Genomic DNA, 17,463 nt, shown 5'->3' on the forward strand with positions numbered 1-17,463 from the left:
CCGACCTTACTTCACCAGTGGAAAGAGGATCGTCTCGCGAATACCGAGGCCGGTCAGGGCCATCAGCAGGCGATCGATGCCCATCCCGAGTCCACCCGAGGGGGGCATGCCGAACTCGAGCGCGCGCAAGAACTCCTCGTCGAGACGCATCGCCTCGACATCGCCCGCTGCACCCTGCCGGGCCTGCTCGATGAAACGTTCGCGCTGGATGACGGGATCGACGAGCTCCGAGTAGGCCGTGGCCAGCTCGAACCCACGGATGTAGAGATCCCACTTCTCGACGACGCCGGGAATGGACCGGTGCGCCCGGGTGAGCGGACTGGTCTCGAGCGGGAAGTCCATGACGAACGTCGGCCTCGTGAGCCCGCCCTTGACGAAGTGCTCCCACAGCTCCTCGACCAGCTTGCCGTGGTTGGGCAGGTGCACCTCGACCCCCTCGCGGTCGGCGAGCGCCTGCAGATCCGCGACGGAGGTCTCGGGCGTGATCTCGATTGCGGCTGCGGCAGAGAGCGATCCGTACATGCTGATGCGATCCCATTCGCCGCCGAGGTCGTACTCGGTGCCGTCGGCCCAGGTCACCACGTGCGAACCGGCGACGGCGAGCGCCGCGTTCTGGATCAGCGTCTGCGTGAGTTCGGCCATGGTGTTGTAGTCGCCGTACGCCTCGTACGACTCGAGCATGGCGAACTCCGGAGAGTGGGTGGAGTCTGCGCCCTCGTTGCGGAAGTTGCGGTTGATCTCGAACACCCGGTCGATGCCTCCCACGACGGCGCGCTTGAGGAACAGCTCGGGCGCGATGCGCAAGAAGAGCTCGGTGTCGAATGCGTTGCTGTGCGTAGCGAACGGCCTCGCCGACGCTCCGCCGTGCATGGTCTGCAGCATCGGGGTCTCGACCTCGATGTAGTCGCGGTCGGCGAACGTCTGGCGCAGGGAGGCGACGGCCTTGGCCCTCGTGCGCACGACCTCTCGCGCCTGGTCACGAACGATCAGGTCGAGGTAACGGCTGCGCACGCGGGTCTCTTCGCTGAGCTCGGAGTGCAGGTTGGGCAGGGGTAGCAGGGCCTTCGAGGCGATCTTCCAGTCGGCGACCATGATCGAGAGCTCGCCTCGACGTGACGAGATGACCTCTCCGGAGACGAAGACGTGGTCTCCGAGATCGACCAGTTCCTTCCACTCGGCCAGCGACTCGTCGCCGACCTGAGCGAGCGACACCATGGCCTGGATCCGGCTGCCGTCGCCGGCCTGCAGCGAGGCGAAGCAGAGCTTGCCGGTGTTGCGGGCGAAGACGACGCGGCCCGCGACGCCGACGATGTCGCCGGTCGTGTCATCGGCGACGAGCTCGCCGTACTTCTGGCGCAGCGCGGGGATCGTGGTCGTGACGGGCACCGACACGGGGTAGGCCTCGGCCCCGGATGCGATGAGTCGGTCGCGCTTGGCCAAGCGCACGAGCTTCTGTTCCGCGACCTCGGCCCGCTGCTCGTCGTCGGTCAGCTCGTGGTCGTTGGGTGCGTCACTCATGCGGGCGAATCTCTCCTCGGTTCGCACACGAGTTTACCGGGTGCGTTCGGCGCTCCCCGGCGCTCAGGCCAGGTAGATGGTCTCGTTGTCGATCAGCCTCGTGGAACCGACGCGCGCCGCCACGAGCACGACCGCTCGGCCCCGATAGTCGTCGTCGACCGGCAGGAAGGTGGCCGGATCGACGACGGCGAGGTAGTCGACCTGAACCAGAGGCTCTCCCATGGCGACCGACTGGGCGGCCGCGATGACCGTGTCGATCCCTCTGTCGGCGGCGGATTCGGCTGCCTCGAGCATGTGAGAGAGAACGAGGGAGGCGCGGCGCTCCTTCTCGTCGAGAAAGCGGTTGCGGCTCGACAGCGCCAGACCGTCGTTCTCGCGCACGGTGTCGACGACCTCGAGGGCGGTGGCGAAGTCGAGGTCGGCGATCATGCGCCCCACGAGGAACGCCTGCTGGGCGTCCTTGCGACCGAAGAACACGGCGTCGGGTGCCACGATGTTCAGCAGCTTCGCCACCACGGTGAGTACTCCGTCGAAGTGGCCTGCGCGGCTCTTGCCCTCGAGAGTCGACCCCGACCGACCGGCCGTGACCGTGACCTGGGTGGAGCCGTTCGGATACATCTCGTCGACCGAGGGCGCGAACACGATGATTGGTCGATCACCGTCTCGCGCGGTGCTGTCGAGGGTCGCCCGGTCGGACTCCAGATCGCGCGGGTAGCGTTGCAGATCTTCGGAAGCCGAGAACTGGGTGGGGTTCACGAAGACCGACACCACGACGATGTGCCCCCGCTCGCGAGCCTTCTCGACGAGGGCCAGATGGCCGTCGTGCAACGCCCCCATCGTGGGAACGAGCGACACTGTCGGAGAATCGATTCCCTCGGCTGTCAGCGCCGTCTTGGCCTCGCGGATCAGGGTTCGAACACCCGCGATCGAATCGGCTACGTCGGTCACTGGGACTCCTTAATCGTGGCGATGCGCGCAGGTTCCGCTCGCCGCCATCCTCGATGCTAGTGCCTTGCCGAGACCCGGCACCCCGTCGTTCACCCGCCGATCGAGTCGAAGTGCGCGCCCGTGTCATCGCCGCGAGCACGGTGCAGCGCGTTCTCGACCGTCGACCGCACGAGGGGTCCGAGAACCAGTCCGGGCGCGGGCACGCCGATGGCCGACAGCAGGCTCGTCGCCTGGTCGACGATCGCACTCGAGAAGGTCGTGGCCGTCTCGATGGCTTCCGCGTAGGCCTCGCGATCCTTCTCGGCCACCACCACGGGTTCTCCACCCATCTCGACGACCAGCGCCTGCCCGATGGGAAGAACGGGCCCTGGTGCCGTGACCGCGAACCACGTGCCGACGAGCCGGGCGATGTCGACACTCGATCCCGTGAACTGCATGGCCGGATGCACGGCGAGCGGAATGGCGCCCTGAGCCAGCGCAGGAGCGAGCACGCCCACACCCAGCCCCGGCGCGGTGTGCAGCACCAGCTGGCCCGCCTGCCACGTTCGGGTGTCGGCGAGCCCCTGCACGAGCGTCGCGAGTTCGTGCTGCGGAACAGCGAGGATCACGAGCTCACTGCGTTCGATGAGTTGCGGGATCTCGAGAATCGGCACTCCGGGAAGGATGGCATCGGCCCGCTCGCGACTCTCCTCGGAGATGGCCGCGACGCCCACGAGAGCGTGACCCGCCCCGGCGAGCGCCGCGCCCAGGATCGGGCCGACCCTGCCCGCCCCCACGATGCCGATTCCGAGGCGTCCGCTTCGTTCTGCTGGGTTCATCGTTCGCCCTCCGGAGGTTGTGGGTGAGGATCTGACGAGCCGACGCGACCGCGCGCCGCTGCGTGCGAGCCGCGCGATCCGTCTTCCAATGCGCCGGCTGCCGTCGCCACTTGACTGATCGCATCGAACGCCGTGATCGAGCCCGCTCTGTCGAGCACCGACAGAGTCGCCGAGACGGGCCCGGCCACCGTGTCGAGAGCCAGGGTGCAGAGGTCGAGCGCGCGTGACAAGGGGCCCTGCTCGATGCGCAGGCTCTGGATGCGTGCCGCCGGCACCGCGACGAGTTGTCGCCACACGAGACCCTTGCGCAACAGAACGGCATCCCCCGCGAGGGCATACCCGGTGCGCCGCCACGAGAACGGACGCAGCCATCGGCCGCGCCGAGGAGCGGGAACGAAGTCGACGGCGAAGCCCGGGGTCGGGCCCGACGAGACCATGCCGGCCACAATCAGGTGCCGCGTGTCGGCGCTGGCCAGCCCCGGAAGAAGCAGACCGAGCACCTTGTCGACGTCGGCGCGGGTGCCGACAGGCAGCATCGTCGTCGCCGGTTGGCTGCCCGAGCCGCTGGAGGCGTGGCCCGCCCGGTTGATGCGGATGGCCCACCAGTCGAACGGTCGCCACAGCAGGGGCTGATAGACCTCGATCGCGTGGATCCGGCCGGGTGGGAGCGTGTCGTTCGAGGTGGTCAGCAGTCCATAGCCGACACGGACACCGTCGGGCGTCGCAGCGATCGAGAACCGCAGCGAGCGGGTCACCTTGCGCACGTAGTAGCCGGCACCACCGATGAACGCGGGCACCAACAGGAAGACGAATCCGACCTCCCTGCCCGACGCCGCGATGATGATCAGCACGACCGCGATGACCAGCACGAAGAGCGTTCCTCCGCTTGCGAGCAGCGATCCGGCCAGTCGCACTGGCGAGATGCGCACGACCGACTCGGCCGACGCCTCCTGCGGGTCGAGTTCGGGAGCCAGGAATTCCGTGACCCGACGGCCGATGATCGAATCCGGGCCCACGGCATCCGCTGACCCGGCGACGCCGTTCGGCGTCACGAGCGGCGCGACGCGCTCCTCCGCACGGCGAGCCGACGCGAGCAGCAGGATGTCGTGTCGCAGGCGGTCGACGTCGCTGCCTCGGAGGTAGGCGAGTTGCACCTTCGCGTCCTGCCCCGCGACGCTCAGCTCGAGCCGGGCAGCCCCGAACAGACGGGCGATGAAGGGGCGAGTGATGGCGATGCCCTGGATGCGGTCGAGTCGCGCCTGCCGGTGGGTGCGGAACAGGATGCCGCTGCGCACCTCGACCGCCTCGTCGTTGATGCGGTAGGTGTGCATGCGCCACGAGAGGGAGAAGGCCACGACGCCGAGAACGAGGCCCGCGACCACGATGGCGATCGCCCAGCCGAGGTGGCCACGACGATTGAGCTCGTCGAACAGATCACCGCTGTCAGGGCCGCCGACGAACATCTCGAGGAGGCGCTCGCGCACGTTGGCGAGGACGAAGCCGATCACGGCGATGAGCGCGATGCCGCCCTTGAGCAGCGGAGTCGCCGGATGCAGGCGCAGCCAGTCGCCACCGCCGGGAAGCGGCGGAGTGACAGGCTCGGTCACAGCCCCGCCCGACGCGTCTCGGCGAGCGACACGAGTGTGTCGCGCAGCGAATCCGCATCGGCGTCTTTGAGGCCGGGGATGGTCACGCCTGTTGCGGCCGCAGCGGTGACGAAGCGCAGCTCTGCGAGGCCGAGAAAGCGGGCAACCGGGCCCCTGTTGATGTCGATGAGCTGCATGCGGCCGTACGGAACGGAGACGACGCGGTGGAACATGATGCCGCGGCGGAAGAGCAGATCGTCATCGCGAAGCTGGTAGCCGATGGAGCGCACGCGACGCGGGGCGACCACGAACATGGCCAGCGTCACCACGACGGCGGCGCCGACGAGGATCAACCCGAGCGGCTGCGCGAACCACTCCGTGAGGGCAAAGACGAGAGTGGCGCCGATCGCCACCACCCCGAAGAGGGCCACGCCGACGAGTTCGACTCCGATGTACTTGGGGCTCACCCGTCGCCAGTCGCCGCCTATCTCGACGCGCTTCGTCGAGGGCGCGGAATCGGCAAAATCGTGTGCGTCTCGACCGGAGACGTTCGTGGGGTCGGTCATGTCAGGTCTCCGGAGTGAAGTCGTCGGGCGGCAGCGCGCAGAGCTGTTCGGCGACGAGCCCGGCGACGAGCAGTACGACCCCTCCGGCCGCGCTGGCGATCGACAGCCAGAGCGACGAGACCTCGGGAACGATCGCTCGGGAGAGCACGTAGATCGTGCAGCCGAGCCCGAAACCGGCGACCAGACTGCCCACGAGGCTCGATGCCTTGGCGAGAACGACGACACGCATCGCGCGGAACGGATTGACCTCGCGCCGCACGGGGCCGCGGATCGCGCGGTAGACGGGAATCGCGAAGGTGAGGACGATGGCCCCGGCAGCGGCGAGCGTGATGGGCAGAGTGACCGGCGGAACCAGGATGGGCCTGCCTCCCGAGGCGAGGCCGATCTGCAGGAGGAAACCGACGAGTGCGCCGCCCAGCGCGAGGGCGATGACGGGGAACGGGGTGGTGCGTTTCACATCGACTCCGATCGGGTTCGGCGCGCCGTGTCGTCTGTCGCGGCGAGCAGCAGGTCGACCCGGCCACGACCGGGAATCGTCGCATCCGCATCGAGCTCGAGCCACGGGGCGAGCACGAAGTCGCGCTGCCAGGCCCGCGGATGAGGAAGAGTGAGCGTCTCGTCGTCGAGCTCGAGCGATCCGTAGGTGATGACGTCGATGTCGAGTGTGCGATCGCCCCAGCGCTCTTCGCGCACCCTGCCGTGCCGCAACTCGATCTCGCTGAGCGCGGCGAGCAGCGCGTGCGGCGCCAGCGTGGTCTCGATGATCGCGGCGGCGTTGAGGTAGGCGGGTGCCTCGTGGTCGATGCCGTGCAGCTTCACGGCGACCGTCTCGTACAGACTCGATTCGCCGATCATCACCACCCCCGCCAACGCCCGGATCTCGGCCATGGCGTCGTTGATGGTCTCGCCGCGGTTACCGAGGTTGCTTCCGAACGCGAGCACCGACCGGGTGCCCGCCGGCGCTGGCGCCCTCATGGCGTCTCCCTGACACGGTCGGCGCTCGAGCGACCCCGAGGGCGCACGATCGTGATCGACACGTCGGCGAACGGAACGGGGATGGGGGCGTTGGGCTTGTGCACCGTGACACTCACACGTCTGGCGACCGGATGCGCCAGCACGAGCGTCGCGATGCGCTCCGCGAGCGTCTCGATCAGATCGACGGGTTCGGCCGCCGCGGCCTCGGCCACCTCGACGGCCAGTTCGCCGTAGTGCAGGGTCTGCGCCAGGTCGTCGCCCGCGGCCGCACCGACGGTGTCGAGCCAGACGACGAGGTCGAGCAGAAAGGTCTGCCCGTCGGCGCGTTCGAAGTCGAACACGCCGTGGTGGGCGAACACCTCGAGGCCCGTGAGCGTGAGGGTGTCGAGCTCGTCGACCTGCACGGTGTCGTGGGTCACGATCGGGCTCCCCTTCTCCACGCGTCTGCGACGTCGAGGGCTGCGCGCGTCTCGGCCACGTTGTGCACTCGCACTGCCCAGGCGCCCTGCGATGCGGCGATCGCGGCGACGATGGCCGACGGCGCGTCCCGCGCATCCGGGGCCGCGTCCTCAGCGACCAGCGGCGCGAGGAATCCCTTGCGCGATGCCGCGACGAGCACCGGCAGCCCGAGCGACGCGAGCTCGCCGTAGTGACCCAGGAGAGTCCAGTTGTGCTCGGCGTTCTTCGAGAAGCCGATACCGGGATCGACGATGATCTTGGCCGGGTCGACGCCGCGGACGATGAGCTCGGCGACCCGGTACTCGAGCTCGCGCCGCACATCGGAGACCACGTCGCCGTAGCTCGCCTTCGCCGCCATCTCGGCGCTGTGCCCGCGCCAGTGCATCACGACGAAGGGCAGGCCCGTCTCGATGGCGACGCGGGTCATGTCGGGGTCGGCGAGCCCCCCGGAGACGTCGTTGATCACGGCCGCGCCCGCGTGGGCCGCCGCGAGAGCCGTGGCCGCGTTCATCGTGTCGACGCTCACCGCGATGCCGCCGCGCGCGAGTTCACGCACGAGCGGCAGCACACGACGCTGCTCCTCGGCCACCGGAACGCGGTGCGCGCCCGGTCGTGTGGACTCTCCGCCGATGTCGATCAGGTCTGCGCCCTGCACCGTCAGCTCGGCGGCGTGCTCGAGCGCTGCATCGAGGGTGTTCCACCGCCCGCCGTCGCTGAACGAGTCGGGCGTCACGTTGAGGATTCCCATGATGAGCGTGCGTTCGCCGGCCAGCGGCACGCCGGGCACGGCCGTCGACGACCGGATGCGACGACGAACGGATGCGGATCGGTCGCCGCCCTCCGTGGTGGGCTCGGGTGCACTCACGTGGCTCTTTCTCACGTCGTGGCTCCGATCAGGATCATCAGCTCCGCGCGCTCGGCGGGCTGCGACAGCGTACCGCGACTCGACACCGTGACGGTCGAACTGCGCGTCTGCCTCGGTCCCCGGGTTCTGACGCAGTCGTGTTGCGCGTCGAGGACGACGAGCACTCCGCGCGCCTCGACGCCGTTCTCGATCGCCGATGCTATCTCGTCGCCCAGCCGCTCCTGGAGCTGAGGCCGCGAAGCCAGCGTGTCGACGACCGACGCGATGCGTCCGAGGCCGATCAGTCGGTTCGACGGAACGTACGCGACGTGGGCTACCCCGATGAAGGGAAGCAGGTGGTGTTCGCACACCGAGCGGAACGCGATGTCGCGCACGAGCACGGGCTCGGTAGCCGCACCCTCCGGGAGGGCGAAGGTGTCTCCGAGCGTCGACGCGGCATCGACGCCGAGGCCGGAGAAGAACTCCTCGTAGGCGTCGGCGACTCTGGACGGGGTTCGATCGAGGCCGGCCCGCGACGGATCCTCACCGACAGCGATGAGGATCTCGTGCACGGCCGCCTCGACACGAGCCCGGTCGAATGCTGTCACGCGCTCGGTGAGCTACGCGGTTGCGGGACGGGGCGGAGCCTGCGGTGAACGCTTGGGCTTCTGCTCCGGCTCGGGGTCGGACTGGACTCCCCCGTCGACGGCACCGGCGTCGACCGGCGCCTTCGGGGTCGGGAACGACACCGGAGGAAGCTGCGACACCGGACGCTTGTCGCTCGACAGCCACTGCGGGCGGGGCGTGAGCTTCTTGACGTCTTTGAAGATCACGGCGAGCTGGTCGTGGTCGAGCGTCTCGTGCTCGAGCAGTTCGAGTGCTAGACGGTCGAGGATGTCGCGGTTCTCGTTGAGAACGCTCCAGGCCTCGTCGTGCGCAGCCTCGATGAGGTGCCGCACCTCGTCGTCGACCTTCTCGGCGATGCGATCGGAGTAGTCGCGCTCGTGTCCCATGTTGCGGCCGAGGAACATCTCGCCCGACGCGGCACCCAGCTTGACCGCACCGATATCGGAGGACATTCCGAACTCGGTGACCATCTTGCGTGCCGTCGCGGTGGCCTTCTCGATGTCGTTCGATGCGCCGGTGGTGGGGTCGTGGAACACGACCTCTTCGGCGACGCGCCCACCCATGGCGTAGGCGAGCTGATCGAGCAGCTCGTTGCGCGAGACCGAGTAGCGGTCTTCGAGAGGCAGGACCATCGTGTAGCCCAGCGCGCGGCCACGGGGAAGGATCGTGATCTTCGTCACCGGGTCGGTGTTGTTCATGGCCGTGGCCACCAGAGCGTGACCGCCCTCGTGATAGGCGGTGACCAGCTTCTCGTGGTCGCGCATGATGCGGGTGCGTCGCTGCGGACCGGCGATGACGCGGTCGATGGCCTCGTCGAGAGCGCGGTTGTCGATGAGCTGCGCGTTCGAGCGAGCGGTGAGCAGCGCCGCCTCGTTGAGCACGTTCGCGAGGTCGGCACCCGTGAATCCGGGCGTCTTGCGGGCCACGACCTCGAGGTCGACACCGGCGGCGAGCGGCTTGCCCTTGCCGTGCACCTCGAGGATCTTCTTGCGGCCCTGCAGGTCGGGAGCGTCGACGCCGATCTGGCGATCGAAGCGGCCCGGACGCAGCAGAGCAGGGTCGAGGATGTCGGGACGGTTGGTCGCGGCGATCAGGATGACGTTCGTCTTGACGTCGAAGCCATCCATCTCGACGAGCAGCTGGTTGAGCGTCTGCTCGCGCTCGTCGTGGCCGCCGCCCATGCCGGCGCCGCGGTGACGACCGACAGCGTCGATCTCGTCGATGAAGATGATGGCGGGCGAGTTCTCTTTGGCCTGCTGGAACAGATCGCGCACGCGGCTGGCACCGACACCCACGAACATCTCGACGAAGTCGGAGCCCGAGATGGAGTAGAACGGCACGCCGGCCTCACCCGCAACAGCGCGAGCGAGCAGGGTCTTACCGGTTCCGGGAGGGCCGTAGAGCAGTACGCCCTTCGGAATGCGGGCGCCGACGGCGAGGAACTTCGCCGGCTCCTTCAAGAAGTCTTTGATCTCTTCGAGCTCTTCGAGAGCCTCGTCGCTACCGGCGACGTCGTCGAACGTGACCTTCGGCGACTCCTTCGAGACCAGCTTGGCCTTCGACTTGCCGAACTGCATGACCTTGGAGCCGCCGCCCTGCATACCGGAGAGCATGAGCCAGAAGAAGGCACCGATGAGAAGCACCGGGAGGAGGATGCCGATGAGAGACAGGAACCAGTTGGTCTGCGGGACCTCGTCGTTGTAGCCCTTGGTCGGTGCCGCGTCGTTGACGGCGTCGATGACCTCGGTGCCTCGAGGCGTGACGTAGTAGAACTGCACCTGCGTGCCGTAGTCCTTGTCGGCCTTCGCGAGGGTCAGGTCGACCCGCTGCTCGCCATCGATGATGGTGGCCGAGGAGACCTTGCCGTCTTTCAGCAGCTGCAGGCCCTCTTGCGTGTCGATCTGCTTGAAGCCACCACCCGTGATGAGGCTGAAGCCGATCCAGAGCGCGATGGCGCCGAGCAGGATGTACGGAATGGGAGATCGGACGATCTTTTTAGCGTTCATGTCTCTTCATCGTGTCGAGAGCGAATTCGTGGTAGTCGAAAGGTTAGCTGGGCCGGGCTGCACGCCGTCTGCATGTTCCCCGTGGGCGTAAATAGAGCCCCCGTGGGCGTAAATGGAGCCCCCGTGGGCGTAAAGAGGGGTCGATCAGGAGTACACGTGGGGCGCGAGCACCGCGACGTCGCGCAGGTTGCGATAGCGCTCGGCGTAGTCGAGGCCGTAGCCCACGACGAACTCGTTCGGGATCTCGAAGCCCACGTACCTCACGTCGACCTCGACCTTCGCCGCTTCCGGCTTGCGGAACAGCGCGCAGATCTCGACGCTCTCGGCGCCACGAGTACGCAGGTTTCCGAGCAGCCACGAGAGGGTCAGGCCCGAGTCGATGATGTCTTCGACGATCAGCACCTTGCGGCCGGAGAGATCGCTGTCGAGGTCTTTCAGGATGCGCACGACGCCCGAGGACTGCGTGCCCGCACCGTATGAACTGACCGCCATCCAGTCCATGTTCAACGGAAGCGTCAGCTCACGCGCGAGGTCGGCCATGACCATGACCGCGCCCTTCAGCACACCGACGAGAAGCAGATCCTCGCCCTCGTAGTCGGCTTCGATGCTGCGCGCGAGCTCCGCAATACGCGTGTGGATCTCGGCCTCCGTGTACAGCACGCTGGTGAGGTCGTCGGCGATGTCACTCGAAAGCACAGGGCTCCTTCACATTAGATGTCTGACGCAGCCTGGAACACGAGTTTCCCGGCGACCCTGACAACTCTAATGCCGGGCAGGTCGACACCCTTCTGCCCGTGCCACTCGGTCACGAGAGCGGCGGCGGCAAGGGTCTGCGCTCGACTGAGGCTGACGCCGAACTCGCTCGACACGACGTGCCGGATGATGCGGTTGCGCAGAGCCGCGGGATTCGCCGTCAGGGCTCCGATCGAGATCGCGATCCCCGCCTCGGCGTGCTCGACGATCTCCTCGATCGTCTCCTCGGCCATATGATCGAGCGCGTCCCCGTCTTCGCGCAGCTGGTCCGCCGTGCGGGCCAGGGCCTCGGCCATGCCCGGACCGATCTCGCGCTCGAGCGTGGGCAGCACACTCTGCCGCACCCGGACACGCGAGAACGCGGTGTCGACATTGTGCGGGTCGAGCCACGGTTCGAGACCCGCGTCGGCGCAGGCCGCGAGGGTGCTCGAACGCCGGATGCCGAGAAGGGGTCGCACGAAGGCCCCCGAGACGGGCGCCATGCCGTGCAGGCTGGATGCGCCGGCACCGCGGGCCAGGCCGAGCAGCACGGTCTCGGCCTGGTCGTCGAGAGTGTGGCCGAGCAGAACCGCGACCGACGACGTCTCGCAGCGCACCGCATCCAGGGCCGTGTACCGTGCCGCGCGCGCGGCGGCCTCGGGGCCGCCGGAGCCCGGCTCGACATCCACCTGCACGAGCCGCACCAGCACCGGCTCGAGACCCAGTGCGAGCGCCTGCTCGGCCGCCTTCGCCGCCACCGTGGCCGACTCACGTTGCAGCCCGTGATCGACGATCACCGCGCCAGCCCGCATTCCCCGCCGGGGAGCCTCGAAGGCGGCCGCCGCGGCCAGGGCCAGGGAATCCGGGCCGCCGCTGAGAGCCACCAGCACCAGGGCGTCGTCGGACGCGGGGAACGCCTCGAGCGATTCGCGCACGGCCCTGCGCACATCGGCGATCGCCGGTGTCAGACGGGGGCGACGTTCGGATGGAGTCTCGGGGGGCATCCAGTAACGTTATTGCAGTTCACGACCCACGAAGGAGAACCGCCGGCATGGCTGCTTACGACGCGATCATCGAGATTCCCAAGGGAAGCCACAACAAGTACGAAGTCGACCACGAGACCGGACGGGTCTTCCTCGACCGCGTGCTGTTCACCTCGTTCGTCTACCCCACCGACTACGGCTTCTTCGAGAACACCCTCGGCCTCGACGGTGACCCCGTCGACGTGCTGGTGCTTCTCGAATACCCGCTCTTCCCGGGCGTCGGCGTCTCGGTTCGCCCCGTCGCCGTGTTCAACATGACCGACGACGGCGGATCCGACGCCAAGGTCATCGCGGTTCCTGCGAAGGACCCGCGCTGGGCGCACATCCAGGACATCGACGACATCCCCGAGTCGACCCGCAAGGAGATCGAGCACTTCTTCGAGCACTACAAGGACCTCGAGCCCGGCAAGTGGGTCAAGACCGAGGGCTGGCAGAACGCCGCCGCGGCCGAGCAGATCGTGCTCGACGGCATCGAGAAGCTCAAGGTCGAGGGCCACTAGCCCTTCGACGACACAGGCCCCTCGGCGGGCTCAGGGAACGGTCTTCCGTTCCTCGAGCGTGTCGAGGGGCCTGTGTCGTTGGTGGGACTAGCCGAAGTAGACGCCGCGGTCGGCCATCCATGGGCGGGGGTCGGTCGCGCCGCCGCCGATGCGCACCTCGAAGTGAACGTGGCAGCCGGTGGAGTTGCCCGTCGTGCCGGCGAAGGCGATGATCTCACCCGCGGCCACGTACTGGCCAGAGCCCACGTTGAGGCTGGTGTTGTGGCCGTAGCCCGTGCTCACACCGCCGCCGTGACTGATCTCGACGAAGTTGCCGTACCCACCGTTGTAGCCGGCATAGCTGACTTCACCCGCCGCAGCCGCATAGACGGGGGCACCGCAGGTGCCGCTGTTGTAGTTGAGGTCGAGGCCCGAGTGCATCGTGTAGTTGCCGCTCACCGGGTTGACGCGCATGCCGTATTCGTCGGTGGAGTAGGAGCCGGGGAACGGGCTCGCCCAGCCGCTCGAGACGGGGCCGGGACCGCTGCTGCTGCCACCACCGCCGCCGCCTCCTCCGCCGCCGCCAGAAGCTGCTGCCGCTGCCGCAGCCGCAGCTGCCGCCGCGCGCTCGGCCTCCTTGCGGGCCTCCTCGGCGAGGAGTCGAGCTTCGACTCCCGCGTTGTAGTCGGCTTCTGTCGCCTGCCGGTTCTGCGTGAGGACCGCGAGCTGGGTCTCGAGCTGCACCTCGTAGGTCTGCTGGGCGGCGAGCGACTCCTCGAGGGTCTTCTGTGCGGCGATCGCCTCATTGCGAGCGGCCTCGGCCTCGTCGGCCAATGACTTCAGCGCGTCGCGGGCCACGACGGCCTGGTCGGTCAGCGACTGGGCGGTGTTCTTGTCTTGCTCGGCGGTGGCGTAGAGCTTCGATGCCGATCCCGTGAGCTGGCTCATGGCGCCCAGCTGGTAGAGCAGACCGTCGGCCTCGCTCGATTCGCTGGTGAAGAGGTTGACCGACAGCCCGTTGCCGCCCGACTTGGCCATCAGCGCGGCGAGCTGGCCTGCCTGTTTGATCGATGCATCCGCCGTCGCCTTGGCCGTGGCGGCCTGGGAGTCGAGCTCGTCGGCCTTGAACGCGGCCGTGTCGTACTTGGTCTGAGCCTGCTGGTATTCGGTTCCGCGCTGGATCGAGAGCGATTCGGCCGCCGCGGTCGCATCTCGAAGCGACGCGATGAGGTCTTGGATCTTCTGGATCTCGCTCTGCTTCGTCGATTCATTGGCCTGCGCGGCCTGTACGTCTTCCCACGTGGGGTACTCGTCGGCATAGGCCGGAGCGGCGAGCACAGAGCCCGTGGCGACGAGCGTAAGCGTGACGGCGACCGAGCCGAGGAGGTGGCGGAGTCCCCAGGGGCCGCGGTGTCGACGTCGACTGGTCGTGGCTTTCACAATTCCCCCGGGCGGTGATGACGAGCAAGCTTTTGTCACTCGAGTAACAGTAGTAACAGGCGTCACTCTACCAACAGAGCATTCGGCCTCCCTCAGATCATCGCCTGTCGGCGACAGGATTCCCGGTTCATTCGGCGTCGAGTCGCGTCTCGAACGCCATTCGCGGAGCCGAATTGGCGAGAGCGAGAAGTGTGTGGCATACTCGTTGAGTTGTCACCAACGGCCCTATCGTTTAGAGGCCTAGGACACCGCCCTTTCACGGCGGCAGCACGGGTTCGAATCCCGTTGGGGTCACATTGGTAACAGCACGAAGTACGTTTGATTCACTAGATCGGCCAGCACGAAGAACGCAGCACAACCACGACAACTTAACACGCAGTTCAGATTCACCAGTATGGCCCTGTAGCGCAGTTGGTTAGCGCGCCGCCCTGTCACGGCGGAGGTCGCGGGTTCAAGTCCCGTCAGGGTCGCCAAGGCGACAAGCCCAACCGAGAGGAAGGGCTTTTTGTCTGTGAGCGACTTCGGTCACTCGCCTCTGTAGCTCAGTTGGTAGAGCGTTCGACTGAAAATCGAAAGGTCACCGGATCGACGCCGGTCGGAGGCACTGTCCCATCCCGCGGCTTCTACGCGAGGTGGGACTTTTTTGTGCCCCGACCAGCGTCTGAATCCCGTCGGCTAGTCTCCGTACGCGGTGCGATCGTCGAGTTGTCCGTCCTCATCGCGAACGGCGTGCTCCCGTCGCTGGCGACGAGCCTGCTCACGTCCTTCACCGATCGCGTCAGCCTTCGATCGATACGGGCCGGTAGCTCCCTTCTCACCGTCGACCCGGTTGTACCAGGCACCACCCTCGTGGAATGTCTCGACGTCTCCTGTGGGCATCATTCCTCCTTCGTTTGATCCCTACCTTCGTCTGTCTTGGCCCGAGCGCGCTAGTACGTATGACGAGCGGTGCGCGAAGCACGTCACGCGTGCCGATCGACCACACCAGGCCTTCTGTCTAGTCTGATGACATGGGCACACTGATTCTCGTGCGGCACGGCCGCACCCAGGCGAACGTGGACGGCATCCTCGCGGGGCGCACGGCCGGAGTCGATCTCGACGATCGCGGGCGCGAGCAAGCCGCCGCGACGGCCGAACGGTTGAGGTCGGTGCCCCTCGTCGGCGTGGTCTCGAGCCCTCTTGAACGCTGTCGCCAGACATCCGCTCTGATTCTCGACCGTCAGGAGGGCTCCACCGAGTTCCTCGTCGACGATGACATCACCGAATGCGACTACGGCGACTGGCAGGGCGGGACCCTGAAGGAGCTCAGCACCGAGAAGCTCTGGAAGGTGGTGCAGTCGAGCCCCTCGGCAGCCGTCTTCCCCGGCGGCGAGTCTCTCGCAGCGATGCAGGCCCGAGCGGTGGCCGCCGTGAGGCGCATGGACGCGCACTTCGAAGAGCAGCACGGCCCCGGCGCGGTCTGGGCCGCGGTGAGCCACGGCGACATCATCAAGTCGATACTCGCCGACGCCTACGGCATGCACCTCGACCTCTTCCAGCGCATCAGCGTCGGCCCCGCATCCGTCTCGATCATCCGCTACGGCGCCGGCGCGCCGAGCGTGCACGCCACGAACACCGAATCGGGTGATCTCTCCTGGCTCCGCACGGCGCCGCCGGCGGTGGACGCTCCCGTCGGCGGAGGCGCTGGCCCGGCCTGATCCCGTTCAGCGCTCGTAGACTAGAAGCATGGCTCCCCTCGTCCACGCCTTCGATTGGCCCGACCGGGTGGTGGTCGGCGCGATCGGCCAGCCCGGTTCCCGTTCCTTCTACCTTCAGGCCCGCACGGGCAAGCGCGTCGTCAGCGTCGGCCTCGAGAAACAGCAGTCCGCCGCCCTCGCCGAGAAGATCGAGGAGGTCCTTGACGAGCTCATGAGCCAGGAGGGCAATCCGTCGAGCGTTCCGGCGACGACTCCGGTCGAGCTGGTCGACAACGACCCGCTCGATCCCGTCGAAGAGGAATTCCGCATCGGCACTCTCAGCCTCGGCTGGGATCCCTCGACCGCCCAGGTGGTCATCCAGGCGTTCCCGATCATCGAGATCGAGATCGACGAAGATCAAGATGAACTCGAGCTCGATCTCGCCGATGTGGAACCCGACGAGATGCTCCTCGTGCGCATCCCCGTAGGCTCCGCCAGGGCGTTCGCCAAGCGCACGCTCGAGGTCGTGGGCGCGGGCCGGCCGCTCTGCCCGCTGTGCGGCATGCCGATGGATGCCGATGGGCACGTCTGCGACCCGTCGCCGGACTTGTAGATGGCGATCGACGCGAATGGCCCCGTCGACGCGTTCGACGCCGAGCTCATCATCACGGGGCGCATCACGACCGCGTCGAATGCGACCTTCCTCGCGCAGATCGGAGGCACCGCTGTCGTCTACAAGCCGGTCGCGGGCGAGAATCCCCTGTGGGATTTTCCTGACGGCACGCTGGCTCAGCGCGAGGCGGCGGCATACCTCGTGTCCGAAGCCTTCGGGTGGAACGTCGTTCCCCGCACGTGGCTGAGAAGCGGCCCGATGGGAGTGGGCATGGTGCAGTTGTGGCAGGACATCGACCCCGAACAGGATGCCGTCGACCTGGTCACCGCAGACCGGTTACCCGAATCCGGATGGCGTCGCGTGCTCGACGGCACCGACGAGGAGGACCGCGAGGTCACCCTCATCCACGAGGACACCGACGCGCTCCGGCGCATGGCGATCTTCGATGTCGTGGCGAACAACGCCGATCGAAAAGGTGGCCACATCCTCGCTATGCCCGACGGGCACAGGCACGGGGTCGACCACGGCCTGACATTCCATGCGGAGCACAAACTGCGCACCGTGCTCTGGGGTTTCACGGGAGACGAGCTGCGCCCCGACGAGATCGCCGCCGTCGATCGCGTGCGCACATCGCTCTACGCCGAGCTGGGCGATACCCTGTCCGAGCTCATCACATCAGACGAACTCGACGCTCTGGACGCCCGGTGCGATCGGCTGCTGCGCACGACGAGATTTCCGGCACCGCGGGGTCATATGCCCGCGGTGCCGTGGCCGCTCTTCTGACTTACTCTTCGGACTTCAACGCGAGACCGATCGCGAAGAACGTGGGTGCCCAGTGGCCGATGAAGATGCCCCAGCGGTCGGACTGGGCCTTGTCGTCTGACTTCTTGGCGCGAGATCCCAGCCATGCGAAGAGGGCGAGAACGATGGAAGCGAAGCCCGCCAGATAGGCGTACTCGCTGCGCAGACCCAGGTCATGCGCCGTGCGGATGGGGTTGAATGCGGCCTGCTCGATATCTTTCTTCTTCGCCATGGTGGCGTCCTTCCGTCAGAAGCCCGTTTGGGGCTGAGGCCACTGTGGCACGCGAAAACGCCCAGCCCCATGGGATTGCGCGGGCTGGGCGTTCTCGTAG

General features: G+C 67.3%; 20 protein-coding genes and 3 tRNA genes. 7 read left to right on the plus strand and 16 right to left on the minus strand.

The window, feature by feature from the left end; all coding sequences use genetic code 11:
- Positions 1-6: 6 nt before the first annotated feature.
- The 13 genes from lysS to tilS form a co-directional block, all read right to left on the minus strand.
- Positions 7-1,518 (minus strand): lysine--tRNA ligase, encoded by a 1,512-nt coding sequence (gene lysS, locus ASE64_RS07925; RefSeq protein WP_055779786.1) that lies wholly within the window; start codon positions 1,516-1,518, stop codon positions 7-9.
- Positions 1,519-1,581: 63 nt separating this feature from the next.
- Positions 1,582-2,466 carry a pantoate--beta-alanine ligase gene (gene panC / locus ASE64_RS07930; protein WP_055778513.1) on the minus strand — a complete coding sequence of 295 codons (885 nt, stop codon included), beginning with the start codon at positions 2,464-2,466 and terminating at the stop codon, positions 1,582-1,584.
- 89 nt (positions 2,467-2,555) lie between these two features.
- Positions 2,556-3,284, minus strand: a complete 729-nt coding sequence (locus ASE64_RS07935) for a Rossmann-like and DUF2520 domain-containing protein (RefSeq protein ID WP_055778516.1) — start codon at positions 3,282-3,284, stop codon at positions 2,556-2,558.
- On the minus strand, positions 3,281-4,891 hold the full coding sequence (locus tag ASE64_RS07940; protein WP_055778519.1) for a PH domain-containing protein: 1,611 nt from the start codon (positions 4,889-4,891) through the stop codon (positions 3,281-3,283). The genes ASE64_RS07935 and ASE64_RS07940 overlap by 4 nt, the downstream gene beginning before the upstream one ends.
- On the minus strand, positions 4,888-5,436 hold the full coding sequence (locus ASE64_RS07945) for a PH domain-containing protein (RefSeq protein WP_082465993.1): 549 nt from the start codon (positions 5,434-5,436) through the stop codon (positions 4,888-4,890). Before ASE64_RS07945 ends, ASE64_RS07940 begins: the two co-directional genes overlap by 4 nt.
- 1 nt (position 5,437) lies before the next feature.
- Positions 5,438-5,893 (minus strand): DUF3180 domain-containing protein, encoded by a 456-nt coding sequence (locus ASE64_RS07950; RefSeq protein ID WP_055778522.1) that lies wholly within the window; start codon positions 5,891-5,893, stop codon positions 5,438-5,440.
- Positions 5,890-6,411 (minus strand): 2-amino-4-hydroxy-6-hydroxymethyldihydropteridine diphosphokinase, encoded by a 522-nt coding sequence (gene folK, locus ASE64_RS07955; protein ID WP_055778524.1) that lies wholly within the window; start codon positions 6,409-6,411, stop codon positions 5,890-5,892. Before folK ends, ASE64_RS07950 begins: the two co-directional genes overlap by 4 nt.
- Positions 6,408-6,830 (minus strand): dihydroneopterin aldolase, encoded by a 423-nt coding sequence (gene folB, locus ASE64_RS07960; protein ID WP_055779792.1) that lies wholly within the window; start codon positions 6,828-6,830, stop codon positions 6,408-6,410. The genes folK and folB overlap by 4 nt, the downstream gene beginning before the upstream one ends.
- The gene (gene folP, locus ASE64_RS07965) at positions 6,827-7,618 is read right to left on the minus strand and encodes a dihydropteroate synthase (protein WP_055779795.1); all 792 of its coding nucleotides are present in this window, start codon (positions 7,616-7,618) and stop codon (positions 6,827-6,829) included. The genes folB and folP overlap by 4 nt, the downstream gene beginning before the upstream one ends.
- Before the next feature lie 128 nt (positions 7,619-7,746).
- On the minus strand, positions 7,747-8,322 hold the full coding sequence (folE, locus tag ASE64_RS07970; protein WP_055778527.1) for a GTP cyclohydrolase I: 576 nt from the start codon (positions 8,320-8,322) through the stop codon (positions 7,747-7,749).
- 12 nt (positions 8,323-8,334) lie between these two features.
- On the minus strand, positions 8,335-10,347 hold the full coding sequence (ftsH, locus tag ASE64_RS07975; protein WP_055778530.1) for an ATP-dependent zinc metalloprotease FtsH: 2,013 nt from the start codon (positions 10,345-10,347) through the stop codon (positions 8,335-8,337).
- A 144-nt stretch (positions 10,348-10,491) separates the two neighbouring features.
- The gene (gene hpt / locus ASE64_RS07980; RefSeq protein ID WP_055778533.1) at positions 10,492-11,043 is read right to left on the minus strand and encodes a hypoxanthine phosphoribosyltransferase; all 552 of its coding nucleotides are present in this window, start codon (positions 11,041-11,043) and stop codon (positions 10,492-10,494) included.
- 14 nt (positions 11,044-11,057) lie between these two features.
- Complete coding sequence (gene tilS / locus ASE64_RS07985; protein WP_055778536.1) at positions 11,058-12,083, minus strand: tRNA lysidine(34) synthetase TilS; 1,026 nt, start codon at positions 12,081-12,083, stop codon at positions 11,058-11,060.
- A 47-nt stretch (positions 12,084-12,130) separates the two neighbouring features.
- Here tilS and ppa point away from each other — a divergent pair, with 47 nt between their 5' ends.
- The gene (gene ppa / locus ASE64_RS07990; RefSeq protein ID WP_055778539.1) at positions 12,131-12,622 is read left to right on the plus strand and encodes an inorganic diphosphatase; all 492 of its coding nucleotides are present in this window, start codon (positions 12,131-12,133) and stop codon (positions 12,620-12,622) included.
- An 87-nt stretch (positions 12,623-12,709) separates the two neighbouring features.
- Here the strand turns inward: ppa and ASE64_RS07995 are convergent, their stop codons facing one another.
- A complete protein-coding gene (locus ASE64_RS07995) occupies positions 12,710-14,041 on the minus strand; it encodes a M23 family metallopeptidase (protein WP_055778543.1) in 1,332 nt (443 codons plus the stop codon).
- Positions 14,042-14,262: 221 nt separating this feature from the next.
- Here ASE64_RS07995 and ASE64_RS08000 point away from each other — a divergent pair.
- The 3 genes from ASE64_RS08000 (at position 14,263) to ASE64_RS08010 (ending at position 14,645) form a co-directional block, all read left to right on the plus strand.
- A tRNA-Glu gene (locus ASE64_RS08000) sits at positions 14,263-14,335 on the plus strand.
- Between the two features lie 102 nt (positions 14,336-14,437).
- A tRNA-Asp gene (locus ASE64_RS08005) sits at positions 14,438-14,514 on the plus strand.
- A gap of 58 nt (positions 14,515-14,572) precedes the next feature.
- Positions 14,573-14,645: transfer RNA gene (locus tag ASE64_RS08010), tRNA-Phe, on the plus strand.
- A 71-nt stretch (positions 14,646-14,716) separates the two neighbouring features.
- Here the strand turns inward: ASE64_RS08010 and ASE64_RS08015 are convergent.
- Entirely contained in the window at positions 14,717-14,920 is a 204-nt protein-coding gene (locus ASE64_RS08015; protein ID WP_055779798.1) for a DUF2188 domain-containing protein, read from the minus strand.
- Positions 14,921-15,051: 131 nt separating this feature from the next.
- Between ASE64_RS08015 and ASE64_RS08020 the strand changes: the two genes are divergently transcribed.
- The 3 genes from ASE64_RS08020 to ASE64_RS08030 are packed head-to-tail and all read left to right on the plus strand — an operon-like array spanning position 15,052 to position 17,113.
- Positions 15,052-15,738: an MSMEG_4193 family putative phosphomutase gene (locus tag ASE64_RS08020; RefSeq protein WP_055778545.1), complete on the plus strand. Its 687-nt coding sequence runs from the start codon at positions 15,052-15,054 to the stop codon at positions 15,736-15,738.
- A 28-nt stretch (positions 15,739-15,766) separates the two neighbouring features.
- Positions 15,767-16,330, plus strand: a complete 564-nt coding sequence (locus tag ASE64_RS08025) for a DUF3090 domain-containing protein (protein ID WP_055778548.1) — start codon at positions 15,767-15,769, stop codon at positions 16,328-16,330.
- Positions 16,331-17,113 carry an SCO1664 family protein gene (locus tag ASE64_RS08030; RefSeq protein WP_055778551.1) on the plus strand — a complete coding sequence of 261 codons (783 nt, stop codon included), beginning with the start codon at positions 16,331-16,333 and terminating at the stop codon, positions 17,111-17,113.
- A 1-nt stretch (position 17,114) separates the two neighbouring features.
- On the opposite strand, the gene ASE64_RS08035 is transcribed toward ASE64_RS08030, so the two are convergent.
- Complete coding sequence (locus ASE64_RS08035; protein ID WP_055778554.1) at positions 17,115-17,363, minus strand: hypothetical protein; 249 nt, start codon at positions 17,361-17,363, stop codon at positions 17,115-17,117.
- Positions 17,364-17,463: the final 100 nt, after the last annotated feature.

Source organism: Agreia sp. Leaf210, assembly GCF_001421485.1.
Taxonomy (GTDB): Bacteria; Actinomycetota; Actinomycetes; order Actinomycetales; family Microbacteriaceae; genus Agreia.